Origin of the sequence: Enterobacter sichuanensis (assembly GCF_009036245.1) — a bacterium.
GTDB lineage: Bacteria > Pseudomonadota > Gammaproteobacteria > Enterobacterales > Enterobacteriaceae > Enterobacter > Enterobacter sichuanensis.
The window spans coordinates 778,406-803,286 of record NZ_CP027986.1; the positions used below are offsets into that span (position 1 = coordinate 778,406).

The following is a 24,881-nucleotide window of genomic DNA, read 5'->3' on the forward strand; positions in this document are numbered from 1 at the left end:
CTCCCGTGGGAGAGGGACGGGGTGAGGGCATCAGGCCGCAGGGCCTTGCTCTCACCTTTTTATTTTCATTCCTCCCACCTCTCACGCTTTTTTTCTTCCTCTCTGCTGCGATAATTACCGTAATGGCTTTGCAGAGGAAAACACTATGGATTACGAATTTCTGCGCGACATCACTGGGGTGGTGAAAGTGCGTATGTCGATGGGCCACGAAGCCGTAGGACACTGGTTTAACGAAGAGGTGAAAGAGAATCTCACCCTGCTTGATGAAGTTGAACAGGCGGCAAATACGGTGAAAGGCAGTGAACGTTCCTGGCAACGTGCCGGACACGAATACACGCTGTGGATGGATGGTGAAGAGGTGATGGTACGTGCCAACCAGCTTGAATTTTCGGGTGATGAGATGGAAGAAGGGATGAGCTACTACGACGAAGAGAGCCTGTCGCTGTGCGGCGTAGAGGACTTTCTGCAGGTTGTGGCGGCGTACCGGGCGTTCATGAAACAGAAATAGCTTACCGGAGCGTCCTTGCTCCTCGTGCGTTTTACACGGCCGGAATATTGCGGCCGTAGTAGATTTCGCGCATCTCTTTCCAGAGCAGGTCTGTGATGACCTTGCGCTCCTCTTCGCTCAAGTCTTCTGGCCGGGTATGGAACATGTAATGCTTCAGGTCGAACTCCTTCAGCAACATCTTGGTGTGGAAGATGTTTTCCTGATAGACGTTCACGTCCACCATGTCGTACAGCGATTTCATGTCGTCGGACATAAAGTTCTGAATGGAGTTGATTTCATGGTCGATGAAATGCTTCATCCCGTTGATATCACGGGTAAAACCACGCACGCGATAATCAATCGTGACGATATCCGATTCCAGCTGGTGGATTAAATAGTTCAGCGCGTTTAGCGGAGAAATCACGCCGCAGGTCGACACTTCGATATCGGCGCGGAACGTGCACAGCCCACCTTCCGGATGACTTTCCGGGTAGGTATGTACGCAGATGTGGCTTTTATCAAGGTGGGCCACAACCACTTCCGGCAGCGGGCCCGGATGTTCAGTTTTGTCGATGAGCTTCGGATCGACCGGCTCTTCACTGACCAGTATGGTCACGCTGGCGCCCTGGGGTTCATAATCCTGTCGGGCGATATTCAGGATGTTTGCGCCGATGATCGAACAGGTTTCTGTCAGGATCTCTGTCAGACGGTTGGCGTTGTAGAGTTCATCGATATAGGCGATGTAACCATCGCGCTCTTCCGCTGTTTTGGCATAGCAGATATCGTAAATACAAAAACTCAGGCTTTTGGTCAGGTTGTTAAAGCCATGCAGTTTAAGCTTTTTCAATTAGTTCACCCCCTGGGAGGACAGTGCATCTTGCAGGTACTGCGGCAAGGCAAAGGCTGCGGTATGGACCGCCGGATTGTAATAACGGCACGTGAGCGCCGCCTGATGGAAGCGTGCCTGGATAATTTCGGTGGAGAGATGGCGCAGGACATCGTTATCCGTGGCCCAGGCAAAGGTCATGATCCCACCGTAGTAGGTTGGAATAGCGGCCTGATAGAAGCTGACATCGCCGAAATAGGTGCTCAGCTTACGATGGCTGTCGAGCGCTTCATCCTGCTGCAGGAAGCAGACGCCATTTTGCGCCACGAAGATCCCGCCTGGGTTCAGGCAACGCTTGCAGCCTTCGTAGAAGGAGGAGGTAAACAGCGACGCGCCAGGACCGATCGGGTCGGTACAGTCGGAGATAATGACGTCAAAGGTCTGGGTTGTCTGGTTAACGAAGTTGACACCATCGTCAATCACCAGCCTGAAACGCGGATCGTCGTAGCTACCGGCATTGTGGTTGGGCAGATACTGACGGCAGAAAGAGACCACGCCCGCATCGATCTCCACCATGGTGATGGTTTCAATGGACTGATGACGGGAAACTTCGCGCAGCATTGCGCCGTCGCCACCGCCGATAATCAGCACGTGTTTTGCGTGCCCGTGCGCCAGAAGCGGGACGTGGGTCATCATCTCATGATAGATAAACTCATCGCGTTCGGTGGTTTGCACCACGCCGTCCAGCGCCATGACGCGGCCAAAGGCGGCATTCTCGAAGATGATCAGATCCTGATGATCGGTTTTTTCATGATAAAGCACGTTATCAACGGCAAAGTACTGACCAAACTGGTCATGCAGTGTTTCATGCCACAACGTGTGGTCGGCCATACGCGGACTCCTCCTTTGTTAACATCCGTTACACTCACAAAAAATGAGCGAAACATGATAGCTAACTATAACCGCGGTTGCACGGCTATAGGTTCAACAAGGGGCGTCGGGAAGGTTATTTCACGTAGGCGAGCAGGCTGAGTGAATCGCGAGCCAGCGCTTTGCATTTTTTTGCAGTGGGGATGCCGATACCGCTTAAGTCACGGTAGCTGTCTTCACCGAGCGCCTTCATGTCGAAGCTGTCGTAGTTGCTGAGATCCCACTGGTTCTGTTGGGCAAAAAAGACCAGTGCGCGGCGAATCTGGCCGTTGGGTAAATTCTGGTAGCCACAATCATTTTTCAGGAATACAAAAACCGCCGTTAAGTCGGCCATATCTTCCGCTTCATTTTCACTTAGCGCATAGCTGTTCGCACACATTGCCATCAGGCTACTGAACAAAATTGTCCTGAAAAACGTCTTCATTGCTTCTACCACTGCTTCACGGAAAATTAACGTTAGCATACTTGATGCCAGTGCGACGATCTTTATTATTGCCGCTTTACTTGACCTTCCGGTAAGGGGAGGGTTTATGCTCAAAAGATCGCCTGCTGGAAATAAGGAAATGAACATGCAACGTCGTGATTTTTTGAAATATTCCATCGCGCTGGGAGCTGCCAGCGCTTTACCCCTCTGGAGTCGCGCGGTTTTTGCGGCTGACAGACCTGCCTTGCCCATTCCCGACTTACTGACCGCTGACGCCCGTAGCCGTATCCAGCTTGTTGTTCAGTCCGGTAAAACGACGTTCGGCGCACACAGCGCCACCACGTGGGGTTATAACGGCAATCTGCTCGGTCCGGCGCTTCAGTTACGCAAAGGGCAGGCGGTGACGGTAGATATCCACAACACGCTCGCCGAAGAGACGACGCTGCACTGGCACGGTCTGGAAGTGCCGGGCGAGGTGGACGGCGGGCCGCAGGGGGTCATCAAGGCGGGCGGCAAGCGCAGCGTCACCTTTACGCCGGAACAGCGCGCCGCAACCTGTTGGTTTCACCCGCACCAGCATGGCAAAACCGGCCATCAGGTAGCGATGGGGCTGGCGGGGCTGGTGCTGATTGAAGACGACGAAAGCCGTCTGCTGCGCCTGCCTGAACAGTGGGGCATCGACGACGTGCCGGTGATTGTGCAGGACAAGAAATTCACCACTGACGGGGAAATTGACTACAGGCTTGACGTCATGAGCGCGGCGGTCGGCTGGTTTGGCGATACGCTGCTGACCAACGGTGCGATTTACCCTCAGCACGCCGCACCGAAAGGCTGGCTGCGCCTGCGCCTGCTCAACGGGTGTAACGCACGCTCACTCAATTTCGCCACCAGCGATAAACGTCCTTTGTACGTGGTAGCCAGCGACGGGGGACTGCTGCCTGAGCCGGTGAAGGTCAATGAATTACCGATGCTGATGGGGGAACGTTTTGAAGTGCTGGTGGATATCAGCGACGGCAAAGCGTTTGACCTGGTGACGCTGCCGGTTAGCCAGATGGGGATGGCGGTTGCGCCCTTCGACAAGGCGCATCCGGTGCTGCGTATTCAGCCGCTGCAGGTGACGGCCTCCGGTACGCTGCCGGATACCCTGACTACGCTCCCGGCACTACCGTCCCTCGAAGGGTTAACCCAGCGGAAGCTCCAGCTCGCCATGGACCCGATGCTCGACATGATGGGTATGCAGGCCCTGATGAAGAAATACGGTAATCAGGCGATGGCGGGAATGCATCACGGACAGATGATGGGCCACATGAATATGGACCACGGCAAAATGGGCGGTATGGGGAACATGAACCACGGTGACCATGGCTTTGATTTCCACAACGCTAATATGATCAACGGCAAAGCGTTTGACATGAACACGCCAATGTTTGCTGCCGCAAAAGGGCAGTTTGAGCGCTGGATGATTTCAGGTGAAGGGGACATGATGCTGCATCCGTTCCATATCCACGGTACCCAGTTCCGCATTCTCTCTGAGAACGGCAAAGCGCCGGATGCGCATCGCGCGGGCTGGAAGGATACGGTGCGAGTGGAAGGCGGCGTCAGTGAGGTGCTGGTGAAGTTTGAGCACGATGCACCGAAAGAGTTTGCCTACATGGCGCACTGTCATCTGCTTGAGCATGAGGATACGGGGATGATGCTGGGGTTCACCGTATAAAGCGGTGCGGCCTGATGCCCTCATCCTGACCCTCTCCCACGGGGAGAGGGAACAAACACTAAAAACGGCAACTTTCGTTGCCGTTTTGCATTTATTTGGCATCGTCCGGCAACGCATACGCGACAATATAGTCGCCCATCTTCGTGCCAAACGAACCGTGACCTCCCGCGGAGATGACAACGTACTGCTTGCCATTCACTTCATAGGTCATCGGCGTCGCTTGTCCACCGGCTGGCAGACGGCCTTGCCACAGTTTCTCACCGTTGGTCATGTTGTACGCGCGCAGGTAGTTATCTGCGGTTGCCGCGATGAACAGCACGTTACCGGCGGTAGAGATTGGGCCACCCAGCATTGGCATACCCATATTGAACGGCACCGGAACCGGCATCGGGAACGGCATGCTGTCCTGCGGGGTACCAATACGTTTTTTCCACACGATCTCGTTGGTTTTCAGATCCAGACCGGAGATATAACCCCAGGCAGGCTGTTTACACGGCAGACCAAACGGAGACAGGAACGGATTCAGCGTCACGCCAAACGGCACGCCGTACTGCGGCTGAATACCGGCTTCGGTACCGCTGCCTTTCGCGTCTTTCGGCTGCTCCATCGGGTTACCAGGACCGCGCGGGATCAGCTTAGAGACAAACGGCAGCGCCATTGGGTTGGCAATTGCCACCTGACGGTTCGGGTCAACGGAGATCCCGCCCCATTCGAACATCCCCAGGTTACCCGGGAAGACCAGCGTGCCCTGCTCAGACGGCGGTGTGAAGATACCTTCATAGCGCAGCTGATGGAACATCACGCGGCACACCAGCTGGTCAAACATGGTGGCACCCCACATGTCTGCTCCGCTGAGGTCTTTCTTCGGACGGAAGCTCAGGTCAGAGAACGGCTGCGTCCTGGTGACGTAGTCGCCTTTTGCTGCACCCTGCGGAACCGGTTTTTCCGGCGCAGGGACGACCAGCTCGCCGTTACGACGGTCCAGCACGAAGATGTTACCGGTTTTCGCCGGAGCATAAATTACCGGCACGGTTTTACCGTTAACGGTAATGTCCGCCAGCGTCGGCTGGGACGGCATGTCCATGTCCCACAGGTCGTGGTGAACAGTCTGATAGCTCCAGGCCAGTTTACCGGTGGTCGCGTTCAGCGCCACGATGGAGCTGGCATAACGCTCCTGCTCCGGTGTGCGATTTCCGCCCCAGATATCCGGCGTGGTCACACCCATAGGCAGGTAGACCAGATCCAGCTTCGCGTCATACGCGGCCGGTGCCCAGGAGTTCGGCGAGTTAAAGGTAAAGGTGTGTTCATCCGACGGGATCGCGTTTGGATCTTTCGCGCCCGGATCGAAGGCCCACAGCAGTTTACCGGTGTTCACGTCGAAACCACGAATAACGCCAGAGGTTTCGCGGGTGGAGAAGTTATCCGTAACCGAACCCGCAATCACGATGGTTTTATCGGTGATGATGGGCGGTGAAGTCGGTTCATACAGACCCGGCGTGGTGTCCGGCATGTTGGTCTGCAGATTGAGGATACCTTTGTTGGCAAAAGTTTCGCACAGCTTGCCCGTTTCGGCGTTAATCGCGAACAGGCGACCATCGTTCACCGGCAGCATAATGCGGCGAGGACAGTCGGCAATAACCTCTGGGCTCGCATTATCCGCACGCGCTTCGTGGTAAGAAACGCCACGGCAGGTGACGTGCTGGAAGGATGGGTTAGAGTTCAGCTGCGGATCGAAGTGCCATTTCTCTTTACCGGTGGCCGCGTCGAGCGCGAACAGACGCTGGTGCGCCGTACACAGATAAAGCATGTTGCCCACTTTAATCGGCGTGACTTCGTTGGTCAGTTCACCCGGATCGTTCGGCATCTTCAGATCGCCGGTACGGAATACCCAGGCTTCTTTCAGGTTTTTAACGTTGTCAGCGTTGATCTGCTTCAGCGGGGAGTAACGCTGGCCTTCCTGATTACGCCCGTAGGCTGGCCAGTCACCGTCAGCGACCTGCGAGATCGCCGCCGCAGGCGTGGATTCTGCATTCAGCGTCCCGTTGATCTCCTGCGGGTCGTTAAAGCCGGCCCAGGTCAGAATGCCGCCGCTGATTAACAGGGCTACCACCAGCGCCGCAACGGCACCACTGGACGGCACAATCAGGCGACGCCAGACGAACGGCAGGATCAGCCAGATACCGAAGAACACCAGAATGTCGCTGCGCGGCGTCAGTGCCCAGAAGTCGAAGCCGACTTCCCAGACGCCCCAGATCATGGTTGCGAGGAGTAATGCGGCGTAAAGCCACAGTGCGGATTGTTTTTTACGCCAGAGCAGGACGGTTACGCCAAGCATAACCAGGCCCGCAATCGGGTAGTACCAGGAGCCGCCGATCGCGACCAGCCAGACGCCACCGATTAACAGGTACAGGCCGCAGAAGGCGGCGAATAGCGCTGTTAGTGTCACCAGTAGACGCGGCTGTTTAGAGTTTGTTTCAGCCATAGAAAGTGTACTCGTCAGTTTTTGTTAATAATTTGCTAGCATCTAATTATAGGTATTAACAAGTGTGATCGGAATCACAATATTTGCTTTTTATAACTCATGCGCCAGCCGTAGCCATTTACTGGTATAATGGTTGGCTTGCGTATCGATGTCGGAATACCCTGTATTCGCATTGAGAGATTTTCATCAAAATCATGTGGTTAGTAATATGAAACATACTGTTGAAGTGATGATCCCGGAAGCCGAGATCAAAGCGCGTATCGCCGAACTGGGTCGTCAAATCACCGAACATTACAAGGACAGCGGCAGCGAAATGGTGCTGGTCGGTCTGTTGCGTGGCTCTTTCATGTTCATGGCAGACCTGTGCCGTGAAGTGCAGGTGCCGCACGAAGTCGATTTTATGACCGCCTCCAGCTACGGCAGCGGCATGTCCACAACCCGTGATGTGAAAATCCTGAAAGATCTGGATGAAGATATTCGTGGCAAAGATGTGTTGATCGTCGAAGACATCATCGACTCCGGCAATACGCTCTCAAAAGTGCGCGAGATCCTTGGCCTGCGTGAGCCAAAATCGCTGGCTATCTGCACCCTGCTGGATAAACCAGACCGCCGTGAAGTGCAGGTGCCGGTCGAGTTTGTGGGTTTCTCTATCCCGGATGAGTTCGTTGTCGGTTACGGCATCGACTATGCGCAGCGTTATCGTCATCTGCCGTATGTTGGGAAAGTGGTATTGCTGGACGAGTAATTGCGGCCCCGGCCCTCTCCCTGTGGGAGAGGGAGAAAACCCCCGGCTTTATTTATGGTTCACATGCTTAAGCTTGAGGTTGGCAATTCCTGAACGGTAACGCTGCTCCAGCGTTTCCCGGTTGGTGGCGGTGACTTCCAGGTTACGTAGCAGACCATCGTGAATGCCGTACGCCCAGCCGTGGATAGAGACCTTCTGCCCGCGCTTCCATGCTGATTGCATGATCGTCGAGTGGCCCAGGTTATACACCTGCTCCATCACGTTGAGTTCGCAAAGGGTATCCATACGACGTTCCTGCGGCATTTCGCCCAGCAGTGAGCTATGTTTGAACCAGATATCACGGATGTGAAGCAGCCAGTTATCAATGAGCCCCAGTTCCGGGTTTTCGACCGCCGCCTGCACGCCGCCGCAGCCGTAGTGGCCGCAAATGATGATGTGCTCAACTTCCAGAACATCAACGGCATACTGCACAACAGAAAGACAGTTGAGATCGGTATGAATCACCAGGTTGGCGACGTTGCGGTGAACAAACAGTTCGCCGGGCTCAAGACCTGTCAGGCGCTCTGCCGGCACCCGGCTGTCGGAACATCCAATCCAGAGAAAGCGTGGGTTCTGCGCTTGCGCGAGCTTTCCAAAAAATCCGGGGTCTTCCTCCACCAGCATTTTTGACCATAGTGCATTGTTGCTGATGAGTGTATCTATGTTGTTCATGGAGGTTAGCGACCTGTAACCGAGTAATTGCGTTGCGCTACTATAGGGTAACCCGACTTTTAATGAAACCACACAACGTGTGTCAGAACCTAAGGTAAGTTTATTTCATGGCGATTGCACTGGAGCTTGAGCAGCTAAAAAAAACCTATCCGGGCGGCGTTCAGGCGCTACGCGGGATAGATCTGAAAGTAGAGGCGGGGGATTTCTACGCGCTTCTGGGGCCGAACGGGGCGGGGAAATCGACCACCATTGGTATCATTAGCTCGCTGGTGAATAAAACGTCCGGCAGGGTGAGCGTCTTTGGCTACGATCTGCAAAAAGATGTGGTGAACGCCAAGCGCCAGCTCGGGCTGGTCCCGCAGGAGTTCAACTTCAACCCGTTTGAGACGGTGCAGCAAATCGTCGTCAACCAGGCGGGTTATTACGGCGTTGAGCGAAAAGAGGCGTTGGCACGCAGTGAAAAATACCTCAAACAGCTCGATCTGTGGGAAAAGCGTAACGAACGTGCGCGTATGCTGTCCGGCGGGATGAAGCGCCGCCTGATGATTGCCCGTGCGCTGATGCACGAGCCAAAACTGCTTATTCTCGATGAACCGACTGCGGGCGTGGATATCGAACTGCGTCGTTCCATGTGGGGCTTTCTGAAAGACCTCAACGACAAAGGCACCACCATTATTTTGACCACCCACTATCTTGAAGAGGCGGAAATGCTGTGCCGCAACATCGGCATCATTCAGCACGGCGAGCTGGTGGAAAATACCTCGATGAAGAATCTGCTCTCCAAGCTCAAATCAGAGACCTTCATTCTCGATCTGGCGGCAAAAAGCCCGCTACCGAAGCTTGAAGGGTACCAGTATCGTCTGGTGGATACCTCGACGCTGGAAGTGGAAGTCTTGCGCGAGCAGGGAATTAACAGCGTGTTCTCGCAACTGAGCGCGCAGGGCATTCAGGTTTTAAGTATGCGTAACAAAGCGAACCGACTGGAAGAGCTGTTTGTCTCTCTGGTGCAGGATAAACAAGGAGACAAGGCATGACGCATCTTTACTGGGTCGCGCTGAAAAGTATCTGGGCGAAAGAGATTAACCGCTTTATGCGCATCTGGGTGCAAACCCTGGTGCCGCCGGTGATCACCATGACCCTCTATTTCATCATCTTCGGTAACCTGATTGGTTCCCGTATTGGTGAAATGCACGGCTTTACCTATATGCAGTTTATCGTGCCGGGCCTGATCATGATGGCGGTGATCACCAACGCCTATGCTAACGTGGCGTCATCGTTCTTTAGCGCCAAGTTCCAGCGCAATATTGAGGAACTGCTGGTGGCACCGGTGCCAACGCATGTGATCATTGCGGGTTACGTCGGTGGCGGCGTGGCGCGCGGTTTGTGTGTCGGGATCCTGGTGACGGCCATTTCGCTGTTCTTCGTGCCGTTCCAGGTGCACTCCTGGCTGTTTGTGGCCCTGACGCTGCTGCTGACGGCGATCCTCTTCTCGCTGGCCGGTCTGCTGAACGCGGTGTTTGCCAAAACGTTTGACGATATCAGCCTGATACCGACCTTTGTGCTGACGCCGCTGACCTATCTGGGCGGGGTGTTCTATTCCCTGACGCTGCTGCCGCCATTCTGGCAGGCGCTGTCGCACCTGAACCCGATTGTCTACATGATCAGCGGTTTCCGCTTTGGCTTCCTCGGGATCACCGATGTGCCGCTGTTTACCACGGTGGCGGTGCTGGTGGTGTTCATCATCGCCTTCTACCTGCTGTGCTGGTATCTGATCCAGCGCGGGCGCGGTCTGCGCAGCTAATCTTCTGCCCGGCGACATTCTGTTTGCCGGGCGCTTTTCTTTGACAGTTATCACCGAAAGCTAACCTTCACTCCGCTAAACTACTTGCCTGCTAAGGAGAGAGTTATGCTGGGATGGGTTATCACCTGCCTCGATGAACACGCGCAGGATATGCTGGACAAGCTTGAAGCCAGGTTTGGTCCGCTGGTGCAATGTCGGGCCGTCAATTACTGGCGCGGTTTGAGCACCAACATGCTCAGCCGAATGATGTGCGATGCCCTGCATGAAACGGACACCGGTGACGGCGTTATTTTTCTTACCGATAAATCAGGTGCGGCGCCATATCGCGCAGCGGCCCTGTTGAGCCACAAACACGACTGCTGTGAGGTCATCTCGGGAATTAATCTCGCCTTACTCGAGTTGATGTATCCCCGGCGAGAGTCATTGAGCAGCGCAGAATTTCGTGATGCCATCGTGGCGCAGGGCGAACCCGGCGTGACCAGTTTATGGCATCAGCAGCAAAAAAATCCGCCCTTTGTCCTGTTTCACGAACGCGACAACCACTGAACTTTTTGCTATTCATAATCCATCAAAAAGGTGGCTGCTGCATTAAAATCGCCCGCTTTAATCGCCCCGCCATCGGATAACAGTTGGGCTGAAAAGTGAAGATTCTCCAGTGATGACCAGTCACTGCTGCGATCAATATCGGTACTGGTTTCACTGTTTGGGATCATCACGCTGGCAGTATCCGTGTTAATGATCCTGACGGCGACCCCTGCCGCGCTCCCGCTACTCAGTCCTAACATGCTTTGATCCGGAGAAACAAAGGCCGATGTCATCTTCACCCTGAGCTTGGGGGTATAACAGCTTGCAAGCGAGATTGAGAAGGGAATAACCGGCGTGTTGTTGTTTTTAATATCATCTATCCAGTAATCACCCAGCGCAACGTTATTACCCGAGACGGTATCACCCTGCGCGACACCAAATGAGCAACTGCTTGCCGGGACCGTAAATTTCAGCGTGCTGGTTGTGGCACTGAAGATAATTTTAGGCTGACTGCTTGTTCCAATTTGGAAATAGGCAATCGTACCGGCGAGTGAGTTTCCGGTATTGATACCTTTCTGCGGTTTAAATTGTGGCGTGATCCAGAGCGTAAATTTGAGCTTCCATTGGCTGTCGGCATCGGCATAGGGAGCCCCACTGCTTTGTGATGGCACCGTATTATCCGTGCCATTTCCTCCCTTCAGATAGAGATCAATCGTTGGATGCGATGAACCGCAACCATCTGATACGTAACACATTAACTCGACAGTGTAGTCAATGCCCGGCACCGTGGTTTTAAGCAGAGCGTTGCCCTCTGGCGTGGTGTATTGCGTATCGAGCAAATTCCCTGCGGCATTCGTAAAGTGGACGGTATTGTCGTAGGGGTTCCAGTTTTTACAGCCTATTGGGTTGCTGGTAATAAACTGGATCACATACGTGGATGTCACATCCAGGCTCGTTGGCGTGGAAACTTTATTTGTCGAGAGGTTAAGAAGCGATGAGCTTCCGGTGGTATACGTGCCCGCGTTATTGCTTTCGATATAACAGCTTTGATCGGCCAATGCCGGGCGGCACAGCATTCCAAAGGCGGCAAATACCAGAAGCATCACCAGGGCATTGAAAGCACTCTTTTTTATCATAAGTTGAAATCTACGCAGAAAAAGAAAGGAACTGCCGGCATCCGTCCGGACAATTCCTCTCTGGTTTCACTGATAGGTCACCATGAACGTTACCAGGGATGTCACCGCACCAGGCGTAACATCGGCAATGGTTTTTCCATCGGCAATAACAATACGCGCATTCATATCCAGCGAACCGGAACCCGAACTGATCGTCACGTTTTGGGTGGGTTGGGTGGTGCAATTGAGAACGGTGCCGGTGTCGGCAAGACCTTTCCAGACTTCGAAAGCCGTTCCGTGTGTTGAACCAAATTTGTCGCTGGATCCGGTAGAACAGGTTGTGCCTGCGCCCGGGGTGGCCTGCACGGTGGCGCTTTTCACCCCCGAACAGTTGCTGAAATTCAGTTTAAAGGCTTCGATACGGCTTTTCGCCGTCAGATCGGACTTGAACACATCGCCAAAATTAATTTCTGTCGATGCATTGCCTGTGGAATCCTGAATTTCTGCGGTACAGGTGCCAGGCACAACATTGGTTTCAAATGTTGCCGTCAGACTGGATGTACCGCTGATCTGTGCCTGTGAGGCGAAGGACAACAGTCCACCGCAAATCGCCATTGTTAAAGCCGTCAGATGTTTACGCATTACTCGCTCCTTTCCCTGTACCGTTATTCGTAACTGAAGTTAAACGTCGCAATGGCTCTGAATGAGCCCGTTGTGGCTTGATTGGCTACGGTTTCTACCATCGTGGCCACGAGTCCAACTTCTTTTGCGCTGATTTCTGCTGGTGTCCATACCAGCCGTTTACTGTCATCTGTCGAGTTGATGACAAAAGGGGCATCCGGAGCAGAGACACGCGCAATAGACAGCCCCGTATTGGCGGCTCCTCCTGCTGATGAGTCGATGCCGTTCGCGATAGCGGTGTTGACGCTACCTGAAGCGGTACCTGCCACTTCCGTCTTTAATGAAACCAGACTGGAAGGGCACTCGGTGATCACCAGTTTGAAGTTTTCTTTTGCTTCTCCCGTTGCAATCGTATCTACACGGGTATTCCCGTTAGCGCCAATCGTAATGGTATTATTTGTGCCATCACCTGTTCCCCCATCAATTTTAATATCACAGGTTGTTTCCCGGATATTTGCGCTGAAGGTCAGGTCGAGGTTCTCTGCTGCTCTGACGCCGCACGTCGCCGAAAATAAAACGGCAACCAGCGCGGTATGGACGAGAAATCGCTTTTTATCAAAAGCAGTTACGTTATTTTCCATATTTAATGTTTCCTTTGCATAATGCATGTTTGGTTATGGAGGATGGTGGTTAAACCCACCTTCTGTTCATCAGTACCAAAATGATAATTTACTGAGCAGGTTTCATCCGTTCCTGCTCCCCATACTACGGTTAATTTACCTGTTTCATTTACCCCCCTGACATATGCTTGCCCTGCCTGGCCTACGCTTCCGATGATGTCTCCCTTTTCATTCATGACGTCTGCGCCCAGCGGAATAAACCCGCTATCTGAACGCGTTAATTCGAGCACCGCCGAGCGACCCTCATTCGTTTTAAAATCAACCATCACCACCGCGCCATTACGCGGTACCTCCACGGTGCTGTTATTTTCAACGGCGACATCCTCCGTTAAGGTACTGGTATCCAGGGTGATCCGATTTTCGCGGTACGCAGAGAGATAAGGCATGACGACATACCCTGAGTCACTGATTTCGCCACGGCTGTTGCTCACATGGGCTCCCTTTGCGCCACTGGCCTTAATGAGCGCCAGCGCGTCATTTTCACCAATGCTGCCGGGCGTGAAGGTGATTCCGCCACCGTGAATAATCGCTCCGCCACTGTAGCTGGCAGAGTACTGTTGGCTGTTTTGTGAATCTGACGACGCGGAAAGGCTAAGAGGGCCATAGTCGCTGTTATAGCTGCCATAGGCGCTCACCTGACTTAAATTTTCAGCGGTGCTTTGGCTGTAACTCGTCGTCACACTGTAGTTATAGCGACTGTCTTGCGAAGCACCGTTAGCGGTCATATTGAGGTTATGTGAATGTCTCAGGTCTGAGCTCATTCCCATATTCACGTTGTTAAAACCGGCGAGACTGTTTTTATTTTTTAAAAACGAGTCAAACGGTATGCTGAAATTTAAATAGAGGCTGTTATCTGCTTCGCCAAATGCATCATAGGTCCGTTGCAGAGACACGTTATAACTGCCATAACGAAAATTGTTGCTGTAGCCCATCGCATAACTGGCCGTCTGGTTATTCCCGTTCCACCAGCTTTGCCAGCTGCCGTTAATATAAAGAGAACCATAGTTCTGTTTATTTATGTCCAGCGGTTGGTTCAGGTTAATTTGTAACTGGTTCTTCATTTGCTGAAGGTTTTGTTTTGCTTCGTCCGCACTCTGGCCATCATACTGAATGTGATCCTGCAACTGGGCGGCGTCATCCAGGCTGAGATAGTCCTGCGTTGAAAAGCGCAGCGCTGCGACATTCAGGGACGTATCCGTCTGGTCAACGGTCTTGTTCCAGGAGAGACGGTAGCTCTGGCCTTTCATTGCCGGAATCGTATCAATCTGTGCTGAAGAGCGGGTCACATCAAAGGCAAACGCCCCCAGAGGCGTGTTCATGGCGATGCCAGCCAGAACTGCAGAAAAACCCATATCGGTATCTTGCAGTCCGGTATAACCGGTAAAAAGGTTATTGAGGCCATAATAGAGTGTGCCAAACGCCAGTCTGGGTGAACGATGCAAAGCCTCATCCTGCAACTCACCCACCCCGGCCTCCCAGCGGGCATAGCCTGGCCGTAACATCTGTGTGACCGAGGAGAAGGGAACGGTAAAAGCGTGTTGGCTACCGTCAGCCTCTTCTATGGTCACGGTGAGGTCTTGTCCATAACCGGTGGCATTCAGATCGTTAATCTCAAATGCCCCTGGGGGAACGGTGGTTTCGTAGATTTTATTCCCGCTCTGGGTGACGGTGATTTTGGCATTGGTGTTAGCCGTACCGCGGATCACGGGAGCGTAACTGGACATTCCGCCAGGCAGCATTCGGTCATCGTTAAACAGACGGCCACCCCGAAGATGGATGGCATCGAAGGCATCCCCACGTGTCCAGGAATCGCCCATCACCATCTGCGCCTTGAGCGGCGTAATATCCCTTTGCAGATAAATATCCTGGTTATCGTAGCGGGTACCGCTCTGCTGATCCCAGTTCAGGCTTCCGTTTGAGCGCAACCGCCACGGACCGTAGTTAACACCATAGTGAAGCCCGGCATAGGCGCTGTCGCGCTGCGACTGCTGGCCCTGGTTATGCCAGGCATTCATATCGTAAGACAGCAACCCCGCGGGAATACCCTCGTCCCAAAGTGACGGGTCGATATAGCCCGCCGCGTGTTTCAGCAGAAACAGTTGCGGCAGGCTGACGTTCAGCGCCTGGCTTGTGGTGTCAAAATCAACCGTCGAACCTGGATATAACGTGGCGATATCCAGGCACGTATCGTCGTTATCGTCGATTTTGAGATGAGAAATATCTACATCCATCTGCTTTAGTATTTTGAGGGGAATACAGGGTGTGGCACGGGCGGTACCGTTATCGGTAAATTGAACATCCGTCACCGCTTTTGTTATGCCGTTAACAACAAGCGTTACGCGATGAATACCGGGCGTAACAGGATTACCTCGGGAAAAACGATGGACATCAATATTCCCGTCAGTAGTAAATAAAAACTGATCGTTAAACTCAATATCATTATTTTCGCCTCCGGTAACAGACGATGCAGCATGTTCTTCTGCGTGTGCATTCAGGGCGGCACACAGCAGAAGAGAGAATAATGCGTATCGGAATAACATATTTCACGGTCAGGCTTGTCTGTAATATGTATTGATTAACGCGCAATGGCGATTTGATGATTTTCAGAACCGCCAAAATCATTAATTGATACAAAATTAAGCATGCCGGAGGTCCCGTTCAGGGTACCCTTGATTTTCATATTTTCACTGGAGAACGGTTTAACCGAATGGCTCTCAATAGAATACCTTTTCCCCTCAGCGCTCAGTTCTGCACTGGCAATCGAAATATTAAAAGGTGAGTCATTTTTTGCTGTCACGACGCTGCTACCTGCAGCAGCGTTCAGAGACCAATTAAGATTTTTTACGGCTTCTGCCGCTGTACCTTTTAATCCCTCCGGGCGGAAAAATAATTTAATGCGGGTGCGGAAAGCCACCTGCAAAAGGTTTTTCTTATCCGCCCCTTGCGCTTTGGGTGGGACTTCCAGAACGTTAAACCAGTACAATGACTCTCGGTCCTGAGGCATATTTTGGCCCAGCCAGGTAATGCGAATCGCCTGGCCTTTATGTGCATCCACACGCGTGACGGGAGGAGTAACAATAAAAGGGAGTTTTAGCTGCTGGGGATTAACGTTATCGCGTCCGTCATCCAGCCACGACTGAACCAGTAAAGGTTTATTGCCTTTGTTCTGCAGGTTGATCGTCACATCTTTTGCCGTGGAAGGATAAACGATACGCGTCCCGGAAATGATAATGTCGGCACAAGCATGAAAGGAAATAAGACCAGCCAATAACAGTGCTGACGCCTTTGCAACGTTAAGTTTGATACCTGACATAAAATCCCGCCTCAGTTCTACCTATTTATTACATCAATTGTTTTGCTGCTAATTATACTAATGGCACGTGTTTTGTTATTGGATTTCGTTTTTCTTAGGTGCCTGTTAAGTTTGACTAAATAACTTGCGAGTCTCTGTTTTTTGCGAGTAAATACAGCGGGTTGTTATTGTATGCGTTACCGGGGAAATGAAATAAAAGTGATTTAGAGGTTTTTTTTATTCTCGTTTTAAGAAAGAGCTTAGCCAGAGGGACATTAAAGCAGAGTTATGAGAACCATTATGTTACAATGGTGAAAGATGAATGTTGAAGGCTTATAGGGTTCATGTTTATTCGATTTGTCCTGGTCCTGATGATGTTTTCCTGTAGCGCGTCCGCCAGCCTGCTCAGCGACCAAAAGGCAGTAGCACAATACATGCAAACCACGGAAGACGCGGCGATCTGGGCACAGGTTGGAAACGCGGTTGTTAACGTTGGCAACGTGCGTGCGGGACAGATACTGGGCGTGGTTCCTGCCGCTGCAGATTACTACGAATTTCGCTTCGGTTTTGGGACTGGCTTTATCGACAAGGGGCACCTTGAGCCGGTTCAGGGGAAACAGCGCGTCGAGGATAGCCTCGGCGATCTGAATAAACCCCTGAGCAACCAGAACCTTATCACCTGGAAAGACACGCCGGTGTTTAATGCGCCTTCCAGCGGGAGTGCGCCGTTCGGCACATTAAGCGCCAACCTTCGCTATCCGATACTGAACAAGCTGAAAGACCGTCTGAATCAGACCTGGTATCAGATCCGCATCGGCAACCGCCTGGCGTGGGTCAGTAGCCTGGATGCACAGGAAGATAATGGGATCCCGGTTCTGACCTACCATCATATTCTGCGTGATGAAGAGAACACCCGTTTTCGTCATACCTCTACCACGACCAGCGTACGTGCCTTTAACAACCAGATGGCCTGGCTGCGCGATCAGGGATACACCACCCTGACGATGTATCAGCTGGAAGGGTATGTGCGTAACAAACTGAATCTGCCTGCCAAATCGGTGGTGATCACCTTTGACGACGGGCTGAAATCGGTGAGCCGCTATGCGTATCCGGTTCTGAAAGAGTACGGCTTTAACGCCACGGCGTTTATTATTTCGTCACGCATTAAGCGCCATCCGCAGAAGTGGGATCCTAAATCGCTGCAGTTTATGAGCGTTCAGGAGCTGAAGGGTATCCAGGACGTGTTTGATATTCAGTCCCATACGCACTTCCTGCACCGCGTCGATGGTAACAAACATCCGATTTTACTCAGCCGTAGCTATCACGTGATCCTCTTCGATTTTGAACGCTCGCGCCGGGGGCTGGCGCAGTTCAACCCGCGCGTGTTGTATCTCTCCTATCCGTTTGGGAGTTACGACACGAAAGCGATTAAAGCAGCAAATGACGCCGGTTTTCACCTGGCGGTGACAACGATGAAAGGGAAGGTCAAGCCGGGGGATAATCCGTTCTTACTGAAACGCCTCTATATCTTAAGAACGGATTCGCTGGAGACGATGTCGCGGCTGATCAGCAATCAGCCGCAGGGGTAAATCAGGCAACCTGAACCGGGATCGCTTTCGCGGTGCGTTTCATCTCGTTGTCGCCCTCGAAGTAGGCCACTTTCGGCTGCCAGCGGCGCGCTTCTTCGTCAGACATCATCACGAAGCTGGCGATGATAACAATGTCGCCCACGTCCGCGCAGTGCGCAGCCGCGCCGTTCACGGAGATGATCTTTGACCCGCGCTCGGCGGCAATGGCATAGGTAGAGAAACGTTTGCCGTTGTTCACGTTCCAGATATCAATGGCTTCGTTTTCGAGAATACCCGCCGCGTCGAGAAAATCCTGATCGATCGCGCAGGAGCCTTCATAGTGCAGGTCGGCCTGGGTGACTTTCACACGGTGAAGCTTACCTTGCAGCATTTTGCGAATCATTACGTTTACCTTTCATTTTCCGGGTAGAAAAACTACGCCAGTTCAACCACTTTGTTGTCGATGAGACGGGCCTGGCCAAGCCATGCCGCCACCAGAATGACCGCGCGTTTGCTGGTCTCTGCAAGCGCCAGAAGCGTGTCGGCATCGCGGATTTGAATATCGTCAGCGCGGAAGCCTTTGTCGTTCAGCGCCTGTTCAGCCAGAGCAATAATCTCTTCAGCAGTTAACTCTTTCGCCAGAAGCTGCTCCGCCATGGTGTTCATGACTTTGCTTAATCCCGGGGCGATCTTACGCTGCTCTGCGGTCAGGTAGCCGTTACGGGAGCTGAGCGCCAGACCGTCTTTGGCGCGCACAATCGGTACGCCCACGATCTCGATATCATAGCCCATGTCGGCCACCATCTTGCGAATAAGCGCCAGCTGCTGGAAATCTTTCTCACCAAAGCAGGCAACGTCAGGCTGCACCAGGTTGAACAGCTTGCTGACGATGGTCGATACGCCACGGAAATGGCCCGGGCGGCTTGCGCCTTCGAGCATGGTGGAGATACCCGGTACGTCAACGTAGGTTGCCTCTTCCGTACCCTGTGGATATACGTCCGCCGGTGCCGGCGCGAAGACGATGTCCGCATGGCGTTTTTTCAGCTTCTCGCAGTCTTCCTGCAGGGTGCGCGGATAGCGTGCCAGGTCGTCGGCCCGGTCAAACTGCATTGGGTTAACGAAGATACTGACCACCACGATATCTGCACGGGCTCTCGCTTCGTCGACCAGCTTCATATGGCCATCATGCAGGTTGCCCATGGTCGGGACCAGTGCAATACGTTTACCTTCCTGACGCGCGCGACGGATATGCTGGCGAAGTAGCGGCAGGGTTTCAATGATTAGCACAACGAGACTCCTTAATGGAAACTGTGTTCTTCACCCGGGTAAACACCGGATTCAACGTCGGCAATATACTGCCTGACCGCGGCGCGCATGTCGCCCGCTTCCGCGAGGAAATTTTTGGCAAATTTCGGGATATGCCCACCGGTGATGCCAAAGGCGTCATGCATCACCAGGATCTGACCATCGGTCACGTTGCCCGCGCCAATACCAATCACCGGAATCGACAGCGCGTCGGTGATGCGTTTCGCCAGTTCAACCGGCACGCACTCCAGAACCAACAGCTGCGCGCCTGCAGCTTCCAGCGCCAGGGCATCCTCAAACAGCGTCTGGGCCGCATCGCCACGGCCTTGTACCTTATACCCGCCAAAGATATTCACGGATTGCGGCGTCAGGCCGAGATGACCGCACACCGGCACGGCGCGCTCGGTGAGCATTTTCACCGTCTCCACCAGCCAGGCGCCGCCTTCAATTTTGACCATATTCGCCCCGGCACGCATGACCGTTGCCGCATTGTCGAATGCCTGCTCTGGTGTGGCGTAGGCCATAAACGGCAGGTCGGAAAGCAGCAGGCAGGCCGGTGCGCCACGACGCACGGCGCGGGTATGGTAAGCAATATCCTCAACCGTCACCGGAAGGGTGGAATCATGTCCTTGTACCGTCATCCCTAACGAATCTCCGACCAGCATGACGTTGATACCCTCTTCGGCAAACAGTTTGGCGAAGCTGTAGTCATACGCGGTGATGGTGGCGAAGCGTTTTTTTTCCTGTTTGCATTTCTGCAGTAAGGAGATGGTGGTTGGTTTCATACTGTTTCCTGATAGCCCAAAGCGAATCTTTGCGCATTCTAACAGTAACATTCGGGGGAACAATGATTTTAGGTCGTCGATTAGCCACATTTATTTTGTGGCTAACAGGCTTACCAGCGAGCGGGTCTTTCCGCGTGGAGGTTGTCCAGAATGTCCCTGAGCGGGATGCCGTCGGGGAAGGTGAGATCGGGCGCGACTTCAAACAGCGGCCAGAGCATAAACCCGCGATTTTTCATATCGTAATGCGGAACGGTGAGGCGGTCGGTATTAATGACGTCATGACCAAACAGCATAATGTCGAGATCCAGCGTGCGCGGTCCCCAGCGTTCGGCTTTGCGTACACGACCCTGCTGCAGCTCGATACACTGAGTGTTATCCAGCAACGTTTCGGCGTCCAGAGCGGTTTCCAGTACCACGGCGGCGTTCAGGTAATCCGGCTGATCCTGCGGTCCCAGCGGTGGCGTGCGGTAGAAAGAGGAGACCGCCACGATCCTGCTTTGCGGGATCTCCCCCAGCGCCTGAACGGCAGCATTCACCTGCTCCAGCGGAGAGGCTAAATTGCTGCCGATAGCGATATACGCGAGGGTCATGCCGTGCCTTCGCGACGCGGGGCGCGTTTGCGTGGACGACGGTGGCGGCGACGCGGGGCCGGCTCTTCATCAAGGCCGGTGAGCATATCTTTCTGCTCCGGCGGCGCGGAGACCTGGAACTCGGCCCACCACTGTGCCAGACGCTGTAGCTCCTGATTGCGTTCCACTTCAGCACGCAGTGACAGCAGATCAAACGCCGCGCGGAACTTAGGATGCTCCATCAGCTTCCAGGCGCGTTTGCCCTGACGACGGGACATACGCAGCTGAAGCTGCCAGATATCGCGCACCAGGGTGGTAATACGTTTCGGAATAGCCAGCGTACGGCAGCCCTCGTCCAGCACGTCGTTTGCGGCCAGCGCGAAAGCATCGTAATAGGCGAGACCGCTCTCCTGGGTAATACGCTGGGCCGTTTCCAGCAGCGGATACCAGAACATCGCCGCGAACAGGAACGCCGGGTTCACGCGCATGTCATTGCGGATACGGGTGTCGGTATTCTTCAGCACCTGGGCAATCATCCGCTCCATTGGGCTATCACCGTTTTCGGTGAAGTAGCGGGTAATGGTCGGGAACAGCGGCTGGAACAGGTTGTATTCACGCAGCAGATTATAGGTTTCAAAGCCGTAACCGGCCTGCAGCAGCTTCAGCGCCTCTTCAAACAGGCGGGCTGGCGGCACGTCATTGATCAGCGTCGCCAGACGCGGAATAGGCTCGGCCGTTTCCGGGCTGATGCGCATATTCAGCTTGGCGGCGAAGCGCACGGCGCGCAGCATACGCACGGGATCTTCACGATAGCGCGTTTCCGGCGTGCCAATCAGACGGATCAGACCTTCTTGCAGGTCCTGCATGCCGCCGACGTAATCGCGCACGGTGAAATCTGCCACGCTGTAATAAAGGCTGTTGATGGTGAAGTCGCGACGCTGGGCATCTTCTTCGATAGAGCCAAAGATATTATCGCGCAGCAGCATGCCATTCTGGCCACGCTGTGACGTGGTGCGATCGGACGCGCCCGCTTCATGGTGCCCGCGGAAGGTCGCCACTTCGATGATCTCTGGCCCAAACATCACGTGAGCCAGACGGAAACGGCGACCGACAAGACGGCAGTTACGGAATAATTTGCGCACCTGCTCAGGTGTGGCGCTGGTCGTCACGTCGAAATCTTTCGGTTTTTTGCCCAGCAGTAAATCACGTACTCCACCGCCGACGAGATAGGCCTCGTAGCCCGCTTTATTCAGACGATAGAGCACCTTGAGGGCATTTTCACTGATATCTTTGCGGGAAATAGTGTGCTGCTCACGCGGAATAACCGACATGTGTGGCTGCGCAATAGCATCGTTCGCCATGCTCTCTTCGCGGCTTAGCACTTTACGGCAAAAATTAGCGACTCGGGTAAAAATGGTACACCTCGTAGTGTGTTTTGTTATGAAAAAAGCGGCTAATCATAGCTCAGCGCAACGCATTTGAGAATGCTGGATTTTTGGCACATCCCTGAGCGTCCAGTTGGTGATGGCCATTTTCAGCAGTTCGTCAATACGCAGATCCTGCCATTCGTTGGTTACATTCTGGTTGAGAAATCGCAGCGCGTCGATCAAAACAGGCCGCGGATCGCCGTCTGGCAGGGCAGGGGCGTGATTCTGCTTTGACAGCTTACAGCCCTGCTCGTTGACCGCCAGCGGCAGATGAATGTAATCCGGCGCCGTCCAGCCAAACTGGTGATAAAGCGAGATTTGTCGCACGGTAGGCTCGACCAGGTCCGCCCCGCGCACAATTTCCGTTATGCCCTGAAAATGATCGTCCACCACCACGGCCAGGTTATAGGCAAAAAGGCCATCACGACGGTGAATAATAAAATCCTCAGCGGCAAGACGCGCATCGGCGAAGATCTCGCCGGAGAGTAAATCGTTAAACCGCGTCACCGGGGCGCGCTGCCTGATGCGCACGGCGGCATTCTCTGGAGGAAGATTACGCGTGCGGCAGTGGCCGTCATAGACGCCTCCCACGCTCTGGATACGCGCGCGGGTGCAGGTGCAGTTATAGGAAAGCCCCTGAGCGCTTAGCCAGGCCAGGCGTTCGCGATAAGCGTCGTGACGTGTTGACTGCCAGAGAACTTCGTCATCCCAGTGAAGACCGTAATGTTCCAGCTGACGCAGAATGGTTTCTGCTGCACCGGGAACTTCACGCGGAGGGTCAATATCTTCAATGCGAACGAGCCATTTGCCCTGGCTGGCGCGAGCCTGCAGGTAGCTGCCGAGCGCGGCAATTAATGAGCCGAAGTGTAATTCACCGGAGGGAGATGGCGCGAAGCGCCCAATATAGTGTGATTCAGACATATCAACAGTAACAAGGCGGGAGAGACTCCCGCCTTTGGAGTGTGTAAACAGCGCTGGTATTAACCGGCCATCTGTTTTTCGCGGATTTCGGCCAGCGTTTTACAGTCGATGCACAGATCGGCGGTTGGACGCGCTTCCAGGCGACGAATACCAATTTCAACACCGCAGGATTCGCAGTAGCCAAAATCTTCGTCTTCGACTTTTTTCAGCGTTTTCTCGATCTTTTTGATCAGTTTGCGTTCGCGGTCACGGTTACGCAGTTCGAGGCTGAACTCTTCTTCCTGAGCGGCACGGTCTACCGGATCCGGGAAGTTAGCAGCTTCATCCTGCATATGAGTAACGGTGCGATCGACTTCATCCCTGAGTTGATTACGCCATGCTTCAAGAATACGCTTGAAGTGCGACAGCTGGGCTTCGTTCATATACTCTTCGCCCGGCTTCTCTTGATACGGCTCCACCCCAGCGATGGCGAGAATACTCAGGGACGATGTTTTACGGTTTTGCCCTTCTTGCATGTTGCTTCTCCTTAACACGCACTATCGATCCCCGTGTTGGGGGAAAAATCAGGTCGCTATAAATAGCAGATGCTTTTCCGTATGGCAATTATCTAAACGTAACACTTGACAAGCCTGTGAGGAAAAGCGTATTTGCGCACGCGGCCAGAACACTTAATCATCAATCGCCTAATCCCTTATAAGACAATGGGAAGAGAGGATCTCAGAGTCATATTATCGGCAGAAAGTTCCGCTTTATAAGCTAAAACCTCTACCCCCTGCTTTTGTGCCTCATTCAACAATTGCGCGTATTTAGGATCAATATGGCGGGCAGGGGAGAACCGTTCAATGGCTGAATGCAATACCGCAAACAGCAACACGGCGCGTTTGCCCGCCGCCGCAACACTCATTAGCTCTCGCAGATGCTTCTGGCCACGTAGCGTTACCGCATCCGGGAAGTAGCCATTTTCCTGTTCCGCTAACGTCACTGATTTTACTTCAATATAGCACTCAGGCCTGTCTTCCGCCTGTAACATGAAGTCAATTCTGCTGCTTTCATCGCCATACTTCACTTCGCTTTTATGCGTGCCATAACCCACCAGTTCGGGAAGGGTTCCCAGAGTCAGCGCTTCCTTTACCAGCTGATTGGCGCGCAGGGTATTCACACAAATAAATGCCCCATTTTGCGTTTCAGTCATTTCCCAGGTATGGGCATATTTGCGTTTCGTATTTTCTGACGTGGAATACCAGACCGTGTCACCCGGCGTCGCGCACCCCGTCATGGCACCCGTATTGGGGCAATGCAGGGTGAGCGCTACGCCTTCTGGCGTAATCACGTCGGCAAGGAAGCGTTTGTAGCGCTGGACAAGCGTGGCATGCTGCAGGGGAGGACTAAACTTCATCAGAATTCCTTTCGGTGTTGCCCAGCGTCCAGCGCTGGAGCGGCGTATAGCGGGTGCGTCCCTGTGCAAAGACGGATTCGTAAAGCACGAATTCATTGACCGGAAAAGCCCAGTGAAAACCCGGCGGCGGGATGGCAACGGCCTGGCCGGCATCGCGCAGCAAGGTGATATGCGGATGAAACGGCTGCGGACTCTGATAACAGCCGCTGCGCGCCGCCTGTGCGCGCAGCATATTCGCCAGTTGCAATAACCCGCGCGGCGGCTGGCGCGTCCCCAGCCAGAGCACGCGCGAACGCAGCCACTGACCCGCGTCGTCGAGGTGCAGCGTAAATGCCGGCTGGGTAATACGCCCGGCCATGGCGGCTAATGCCCGCTGTTTTTCGGCGCTGACGTCCCCCAGATAGGCCAGCGTCAGGTGCAGGTTAGCCGCTGCGACAGGGCGGCCAGCTTCCGGCGGAAAGTGTTCAGCGCGCCAGCGTACAATTTGACGCTGAAGGGGGGCGGGCAATTCAATGGCAAAAAACAGCCGTTTCGACTCAGGCATAAGGGGGACTCGG

26 protein-coding genes are annotated in these 24,881 nt (G+C 53.6%); 7 read left to right on the top strand and 19 right to left on the bottom strand.

Annotated features, from left to right (window positions below; genetic code table 11):
- The first annotated feature begins 145 nt into the window (after nucleotides 1–145).
- Nucleotides 146–508: a protein YacL gene (yacL, locus tag C1N69_RS03670; RefSeq protein WP_059385843.1), complete on the top strand. Its 363-nt coding sequence runs from the start codon at nucleotides 146–148 to the stop codon at nucleotides 506–508.
- A gap of 31 nt (nucleotides 509–539) precedes the next feature.
- Here yacL and speD read toward each other — a convergent pair whose 3' ends face one another.
- From speD to C1N69_RS03685, 3 genes are all read right to left on the bottom strand, one after another.
- A complete protein-coding gene (speD, locus tag C1N69_RS03675) occupies nucleotides 540–1,334 on the bottom strand; it encodes an adenosylmethionine decarboxylase (RefSeq protein WP_025756782.1) in 795 nt (264 codons plus the stop codon).
- Nucleotides 1,335–2,204, bottom strand: coding sequence for a polyamine aminopropyltransferase (speE, locus tag C1N69_RS03680; RefSeq protein WP_025756783.1), 870 nt, complete (start codon nucleotides 2,202–2,204; stop codon nucleotides 1,335–1,337).
- 115 nt (nucleotides 2,205–2,319) lie between these two features.
- On the bottom strand, nucleotides 2,320–2,667 hold the full coding sequence (locus tag C1N69_RS03685; RefSeq protein ID WP_025756784.1) for a YacC family pilotin-like protein: 348 nt from the start codon (nucleotides 2,665–2,667) through the stop codon (nucleotides 2,320–2,322).
- Nucleotides 2,668–2,812: 145 nt separating this feature from the next.
- Here C1N69_RS03685 and cueO point away from each other — a divergent pair, with 145 nt between their 5' ends.
- Entirely contained in the window at nucleotides 2,813–4,381 is a 1,569-nt protein-coding gene (gene cueO / locus C1N69_RS03690) for a multicopper oxidase CueO (protein ID WP_155030700.1), read from the top strand.
- A 91-nt stretch (nucleotides 4,382–4,472) separates the two neighbouring features.
- On the opposite strand, the gene C1N69_RS03695 is transcribed toward cueO, so the two are convergent.
- Nucleotides 4,473–6,863, bottom strand: a complete 2,391-nt coding sequence (locus C1N69_RS03695) for a glucose/quinate/shikimate family membrane-bound PQQ-dependent dehydrogenase (RefSeq protein ID WP_059385840.1) — start codon at nucleotides 6,861–6,863, stop codon at nucleotides 4,473–4,475.
- A 208-nt stretch (nucleotides 6,864–7,071) separates the two neighbouring features.
- Here C1N69_RS03695 and hpt point away from each other — a divergent pair, with 208 nt between their 5' ends.
- Entirely contained in the window at nucleotides 7,072–7,608 is a 537-nt protein-coding gene (hpt, locus tag C1N69_RS03700) for a hypoxanthine phosphoribosyltransferase (protein ID WP_025756787.1), read from the top strand.
- Nucleotides 7,609–7,656: 48 nt separating this feature from the next.
- On the opposite strand, the gene can is transcribed toward hpt, so the two are convergent.
- Nucleotides 7,657–8,319 (bottom strand): carbonate dehydratase, encoded by a 663-nt coding sequence (gene can, locus C1N69_RS03705; RefSeq protein WP_013095615.1) that lies wholly within the window; start codon nucleotides 8,317–8,319, stop codon nucleotides 7,657–7,659.
- A 107-nt stretch (nucleotides 8,320–8,426) separates the two neighbouring features.
- On the opposite strand from can, the gene C1N69_RS03710 reads away from it, so the two are divergent.
- The 3 genes from C1N69_RS03710 (at nucleotide 8,427) to C1N69_RS03720 (ending at nucleotide 10,666) form a co-directional block, all read left to right on the top strand.
- Nucleotides 8,427–9,353, top strand: coding sequence for an ABC transporter ATP-binding protein (locus C1N69_RS03710; protein ID WP_045285856.1), 927 nt, complete (start codon nucleotides 8,427–8,429; stop codon nucleotides 9,351–9,353).
- On the top strand, nucleotides 9,350–10,120 hold the full coding sequence (locus tag C1N69_RS03715; RefSeq protein ID WP_023334536.1) for an ABC transporter permease: 771 nt from the start codon (nucleotides 9,350–9,352) through the stop codon (nucleotides 10,118–10,120). The genes C1N69_RS03710 and C1N69_RS03715 overlap by 4 nt, the downstream gene beginning before the upstream one ends.
- Before the next feature lie 105 nt (nucleotides 10,121–10,225).
- Nucleotides 10,226–10,666: a PTS sugar transporter subunit IIA gene (locus tag C1N69_RS03720; RefSeq protein WP_155030701.1), complete on the top strand. Its 441-nt coding sequence runs from the start codon at nucleotides 10,226–10,228 to the stop codon at nucleotides 10,664–10,666.
- An 8-nt stretch (nucleotides 10,667–10,674) separates the two neighbouring features.
- On the opposite strand, the gene C1N69_RS03725 is transcribed toward C1N69_RS03720, so the two are convergent.
- The 5 genes from C1N69_RS03725 to C1N69_RS03745 form a co-directional block, all read right to left on the bottom strand.
- Nucleotides 10,675–11,781, bottom strand: coding sequence for a fimbrial protein (locus tag C1N69_RS03725; protein ID WP_155030702.1), 1,107 nt, complete (start codon nucleotides 11,779–11,781; stop codon nucleotides 10,675–10,677).
- 66 nt (nucleotides 11,782–11,847) lie between these two features.
- On the bottom strand, nucleotides 11,848–12,402 hold the full coding sequence (locus C1N69_RS03730) for a fimbrial protein (RefSeq protein ID WP_059385837.1): 555 nt from the start codon (nucleotides 12,400–12,402) through the stop codon (nucleotides 11,848–11,850).
- Nucleotides 12,403–12,425: 23 nt separating this feature from the next.
- Nucleotides 12,426–13,022 (bottom strand): fimbrial protein, encoded by a 597-nt coding sequence (locus C1N69_RS03735; protein WP_045285858.1) that lies wholly within the window; start codon nucleotides 13,020–13,022, stop codon nucleotides 12,426–12,428.
- Between the two features lie 2 nt (nucleotides 13,023–13,024).
- Complete coding sequence (locus tag C1N69_RS03740) at nucleotides 13,025–15,601, bottom strand: outer membrane usher protein (RefSeq protein ID WP_155030703.1); 2,577 nt, start codon at nucleotides 15,599–15,601, stop codon at nucleotides 13,025–13,027.
- A gap of 35 nt (nucleotides 15,602–15,636) precedes the next feature.
- Nucleotides 15,637–16,374 (bottom strand): fimbrial chaperone, encoded by a 738-nt coding sequence (locus C1N69_RS03745; protein ID WP_155030704.1) that lies wholly within the window; start codon nucleotides 16,372–16,374, stop codon nucleotides 15,637–15,639.
- Nucleotides 16,375–16,697: 323 nt separating this feature from the next.
- Between C1N69_RS03745 and C1N69_RS03750 the strand changes: the two genes are divergently transcribed.
- Nucleotides 16,698–17,942 carry a polysaccharide deacetylase family protein gene (locus C1N69_RS03750; RefSeq protein ID WP_104556633.1) on the top strand — a complete coding sequence of 415 codons (1,245 nt, stop codon included), beginning with the start codon at nucleotides 16,698–16,700 and terminating at the stop codon, nucleotides 17,940–17,942.
- A 1-nt stretch (nucleotide 17,943) separates the two neighbouring features.
- Here the strand turns inward: C1N69_RS03750 and panD are convergent, their stop codons facing one another.
- From panD to thpR, 9 genes are all read right to left on the bottom strand, one after another.
- The gene (gene panD / locus C1N69_RS03755) at nucleotides 17,944–18,324 is read right to left on the bottom strand and encodes an aspartate 1-decarboxylase (RefSeq protein ID WP_003856284.1); all 381 of its coding nucleotides are present in this window, start codon (nucleotides 18,322–18,324) and stop codon (nucleotides 17,944–17,946) included.
- A gap of 32 nt (nucleotides 18,325–18,356) precedes the next feature.
- Nucleotides 18,357–19,208, bottom strand: coding sequence for a pantoate--beta-alanine ligase (gene panC, locus C1N69_RS03760; RefSeq protein ID WP_025756795.1), 852 nt, complete (start codon nucleotides 19,206–19,208; stop codon nucleotides 18,357–18,359).
- Nucleotides 19,209–19,219: 11 nt separating this feature from the next.
- Complete coding sequence (gene panB / locus C1N69_RS03765) at nucleotides 19,220–20,011, bottom strand: 3-methyl-2-oxobutanoate hydroxymethyltransferase (protein WP_025756796.1); 792 nt, start codon at nucleotides 20,009–20,011, stop codon at nucleotides 19,220–19,222.
- A gap of 110 nt (nucleotides 20,012–20,121) precedes the next feature.
- A complete protein-coding gene (gene folK / locus C1N69_RS03770; protein ID WP_155030705.1) occupies nucleotides 20,122–20,601 on the bottom strand; it encodes a 2-amino-4-hydroxy-6-hydroxymethyldihydropteridine diphosphokinase in 480 nt (159 codons plus the stop codon).
- The gene (gene pcnB, locus C1N69_RS03775; protein WP_195759419.1) at nucleotides 20,598–21,995 is read right to left on the bottom strand and encodes a polynucleotide adenylyltransferase PcnB; all 1,398 of its coding nucleotides are present in this window, start codon (nucleotides 21,993–21,995) and stop codon (nucleotides 20,598–20,600) included. Before pcnB ends, folK begins: the two co-directional genes overlap by 4 nt.
- Before the next feature lie 42 nt (nucleotides 21,996–22,037).
- Nucleotides 22,038–22,928, bottom strand: coding sequence for a tRNA glutamyl-Q(34) synthetase GluQRS (gene gluQRS, locus C1N69_RS03780; RefSeq protein WP_047957773.1), 891 nt, complete (start codon nucleotides 22,926–22,928; stop codon nucleotides 22,038–22,040).
- 59 nt (nucleotides 22,929–22,987) lie between these two features.
- Entirely contained in the window at nucleotides 22,988–23,443 is a 456-nt protein-coding gene (gene dksA / locus C1N69_RS03785; protein ID WP_001155232.1) for an RNA polymerase-binding protein DksA, read from the bottom strand.
- Nucleotides 23,444–23,619: 176 nt separating this feature from the next.
- Nucleotides 23,620–24,324 (bottom strand): DNA/RNA nuclease SfsA, encoded by a 705-nt coding sequence (gene sfsA / locus C1N69_RS03790; RefSeq protein WP_025756800.1) that lies wholly within the window; start codon nucleotides 24,322–24,324, stop codon nucleotides 23,620–23,622.
- Nucleotides 24,314–24,868, bottom strand: a complete 555-nt coding sequence (thpR, locus tag C1N69_RS03795) for an RNA 2',3'-cyclic phosphodiesterase (RefSeq protein WP_104556636.1) — start codon at nucleotides 24,866–24,868, stop codon at nucleotides 24,314–24,316. Before thpR ends, sfsA begins: the two co-directional genes overlap by 11 nt.
- Between the last annotated feature and the right edge of the window lie 13 nt (nucleotides 24,869–24,881).

Excerpts from the sequence above, each read along its gene's own strand:
- yacL (WP_059385843.1), top strand. The coding sequence starts at position 146 with ATGGATTACGAATTTCTGCGCGACATCACTGGGGTGGTGAAAGTGCGT.
- speE (WP_025756783.1), bottom strand. The coding sequence starts at position 2,204 with ATGGCCGACCACACGTTGTGGCATGAAACACTGCATGACCAGTTTGGT.
- C1N69_RS03685 (WP_025756784.1), bottom strand. The coding sequence starts at position 2,667 with ATGAAGACGTTTTTCAGGACAATTTTGTTCAGTAGCCTGATGGCAATG.
- cueO (WP_155030700.1), top strand. The coding sequence starts at position 2,813 with ATGCAACGTCGTGATTTTTTGAAATATTCCATCGCGCTGGGAGCTGCC.
- C1N69_RS03695 (WP_059385840.1), bottom strand. The coding sequence starts at position 6,863 with ATGGCTGAAACAAACTCTAAACAGCCGCGTCTACTGGTGACACTAACA.
- hpt (WP_025756787.1), top strand. The coding sequence starts at position 7,072 with ATGAAACATACTGTTGAAGTGATGATCCCGGAAGCCGAGATCAAAGCG.
- can (WP_013095615.1), bottom strand. The coding sequence starts at position 8,319 with ATGAACAACATAGATACACTCATCAGCAACAATGCACTATGGTCAAAA.
- C1N69_RS03710 (WP_045285856.1), top strand. The coding sequence starts at position 8,427 with ATGGCGATTGCACTGGAGCTTGAGCAGCTAAAAAAAACCTATCCGGGC.
- C1N69_RS03715 (WP_023334536.1), top strand. The coding sequence starts at position 9,350 with ATGACGCATCTTTACTGGGTCGCGCTGAAAAGTATCTGGGCGAAAGAG.
- C1N69_RS03720 (WP_155030701.1), top strand. The coding sequence starts at position 10,226 with ATGCTGGGATGGGTTATCACCTGCCTCGATGAACACGCGCAGGATATG.
- C1N69_RS03725 (WP_155030702.1), bottom strand. The coding sequence starts at position 11,781 with ATGATAAAAAAGAGTGCTTTCAATGCCCTGGTGATGCTTCTGGTATTT.
- C1N69_RS03730 (WP_059385837.1), bottom strand. The coding sequence starts at position 12,402 with ATGCGTAAACATCTGACGGCTTTAACAATGGCGATTTGCGGTGGACTG.
- C1N69_RS03735 (WP_045285858.1), bottom strand. The coding sequence starts at position 13,022 with ATGGAAAATAACGTAACTGCTTTTGATAAAAAGCGATTTCTCGTCCAT.
- C1N69_RS03740 (WP_155030703.1), bottom strand. The coding sequence starts at position 15,601 with ATGTTATTCCGATACGCATTATTCTCTCTTCTGCTGTGTGCCGCCCTG.
- C1N69_RS03745 (WP_155030704.1), bottom strand. The coding sequence starts at position 16,374 with ATGTCAGGTATCAAACTTAACGTTGCAAAGGCGTCAGCACTGTTATTG.
- C1N69_RS03750 (WP_104556633.1), top strand. The coding sequence starts at position 16,698 with ATGTTTATTCGATTTGTCCTGGTCCTGATGATGTTTTCCTGTAGCGCG.
- panD (WP_003856284.1), bottom strand. The coding sequence starts at position 18,324 with ATGATTCGCAAAATGCTGCAAGGTAAGCTTCACCGTGTGAAAGTCACC.
- panB (WP_025756796.1), bottom strand. The coding sequence starts at position 20,011 with ATGAAACCAACCACCATCTCCTTACTGCAGAAATGCAAACAGGAAAAA.
- folK (WP_155030705.1), bottom strand. The coding sequence starts at position 20,601 with ATGACCCTCGCGTATATCGCTATCGGCAGCAATTTAGCCTCTCCGCTG.
- gluQRS (WP_047957773.1), bottom strand. The coding sequence starts at position 22,928 with ATGTCTGAATCACACTATATTGGGCGCTTCGCGCCATCTCCCTCCGGT.
- dksA (WP_001155232.1), bottom strand. The coding sequence starts at position 23,443 with ATGCAAGAAGGGCAAAACCGTAAAACATCGTCCCTGAGTATTCTCGCC.
- sfsA (WP_025756800.1), bottom strand. The coding sequence starts at position 24,324 with ATGAAGTTTAGTCCTCCCCTGCAGCATGCCACGCTTGTCCAGCGCTAC.
- thpR (WP_104556636.1), bottom strand. The coding sequence starts at position 24,868 with ATGCCTGAGTCGAAACGGCTGTTTTTTGCCATTGAATTGCCCGCCCCC.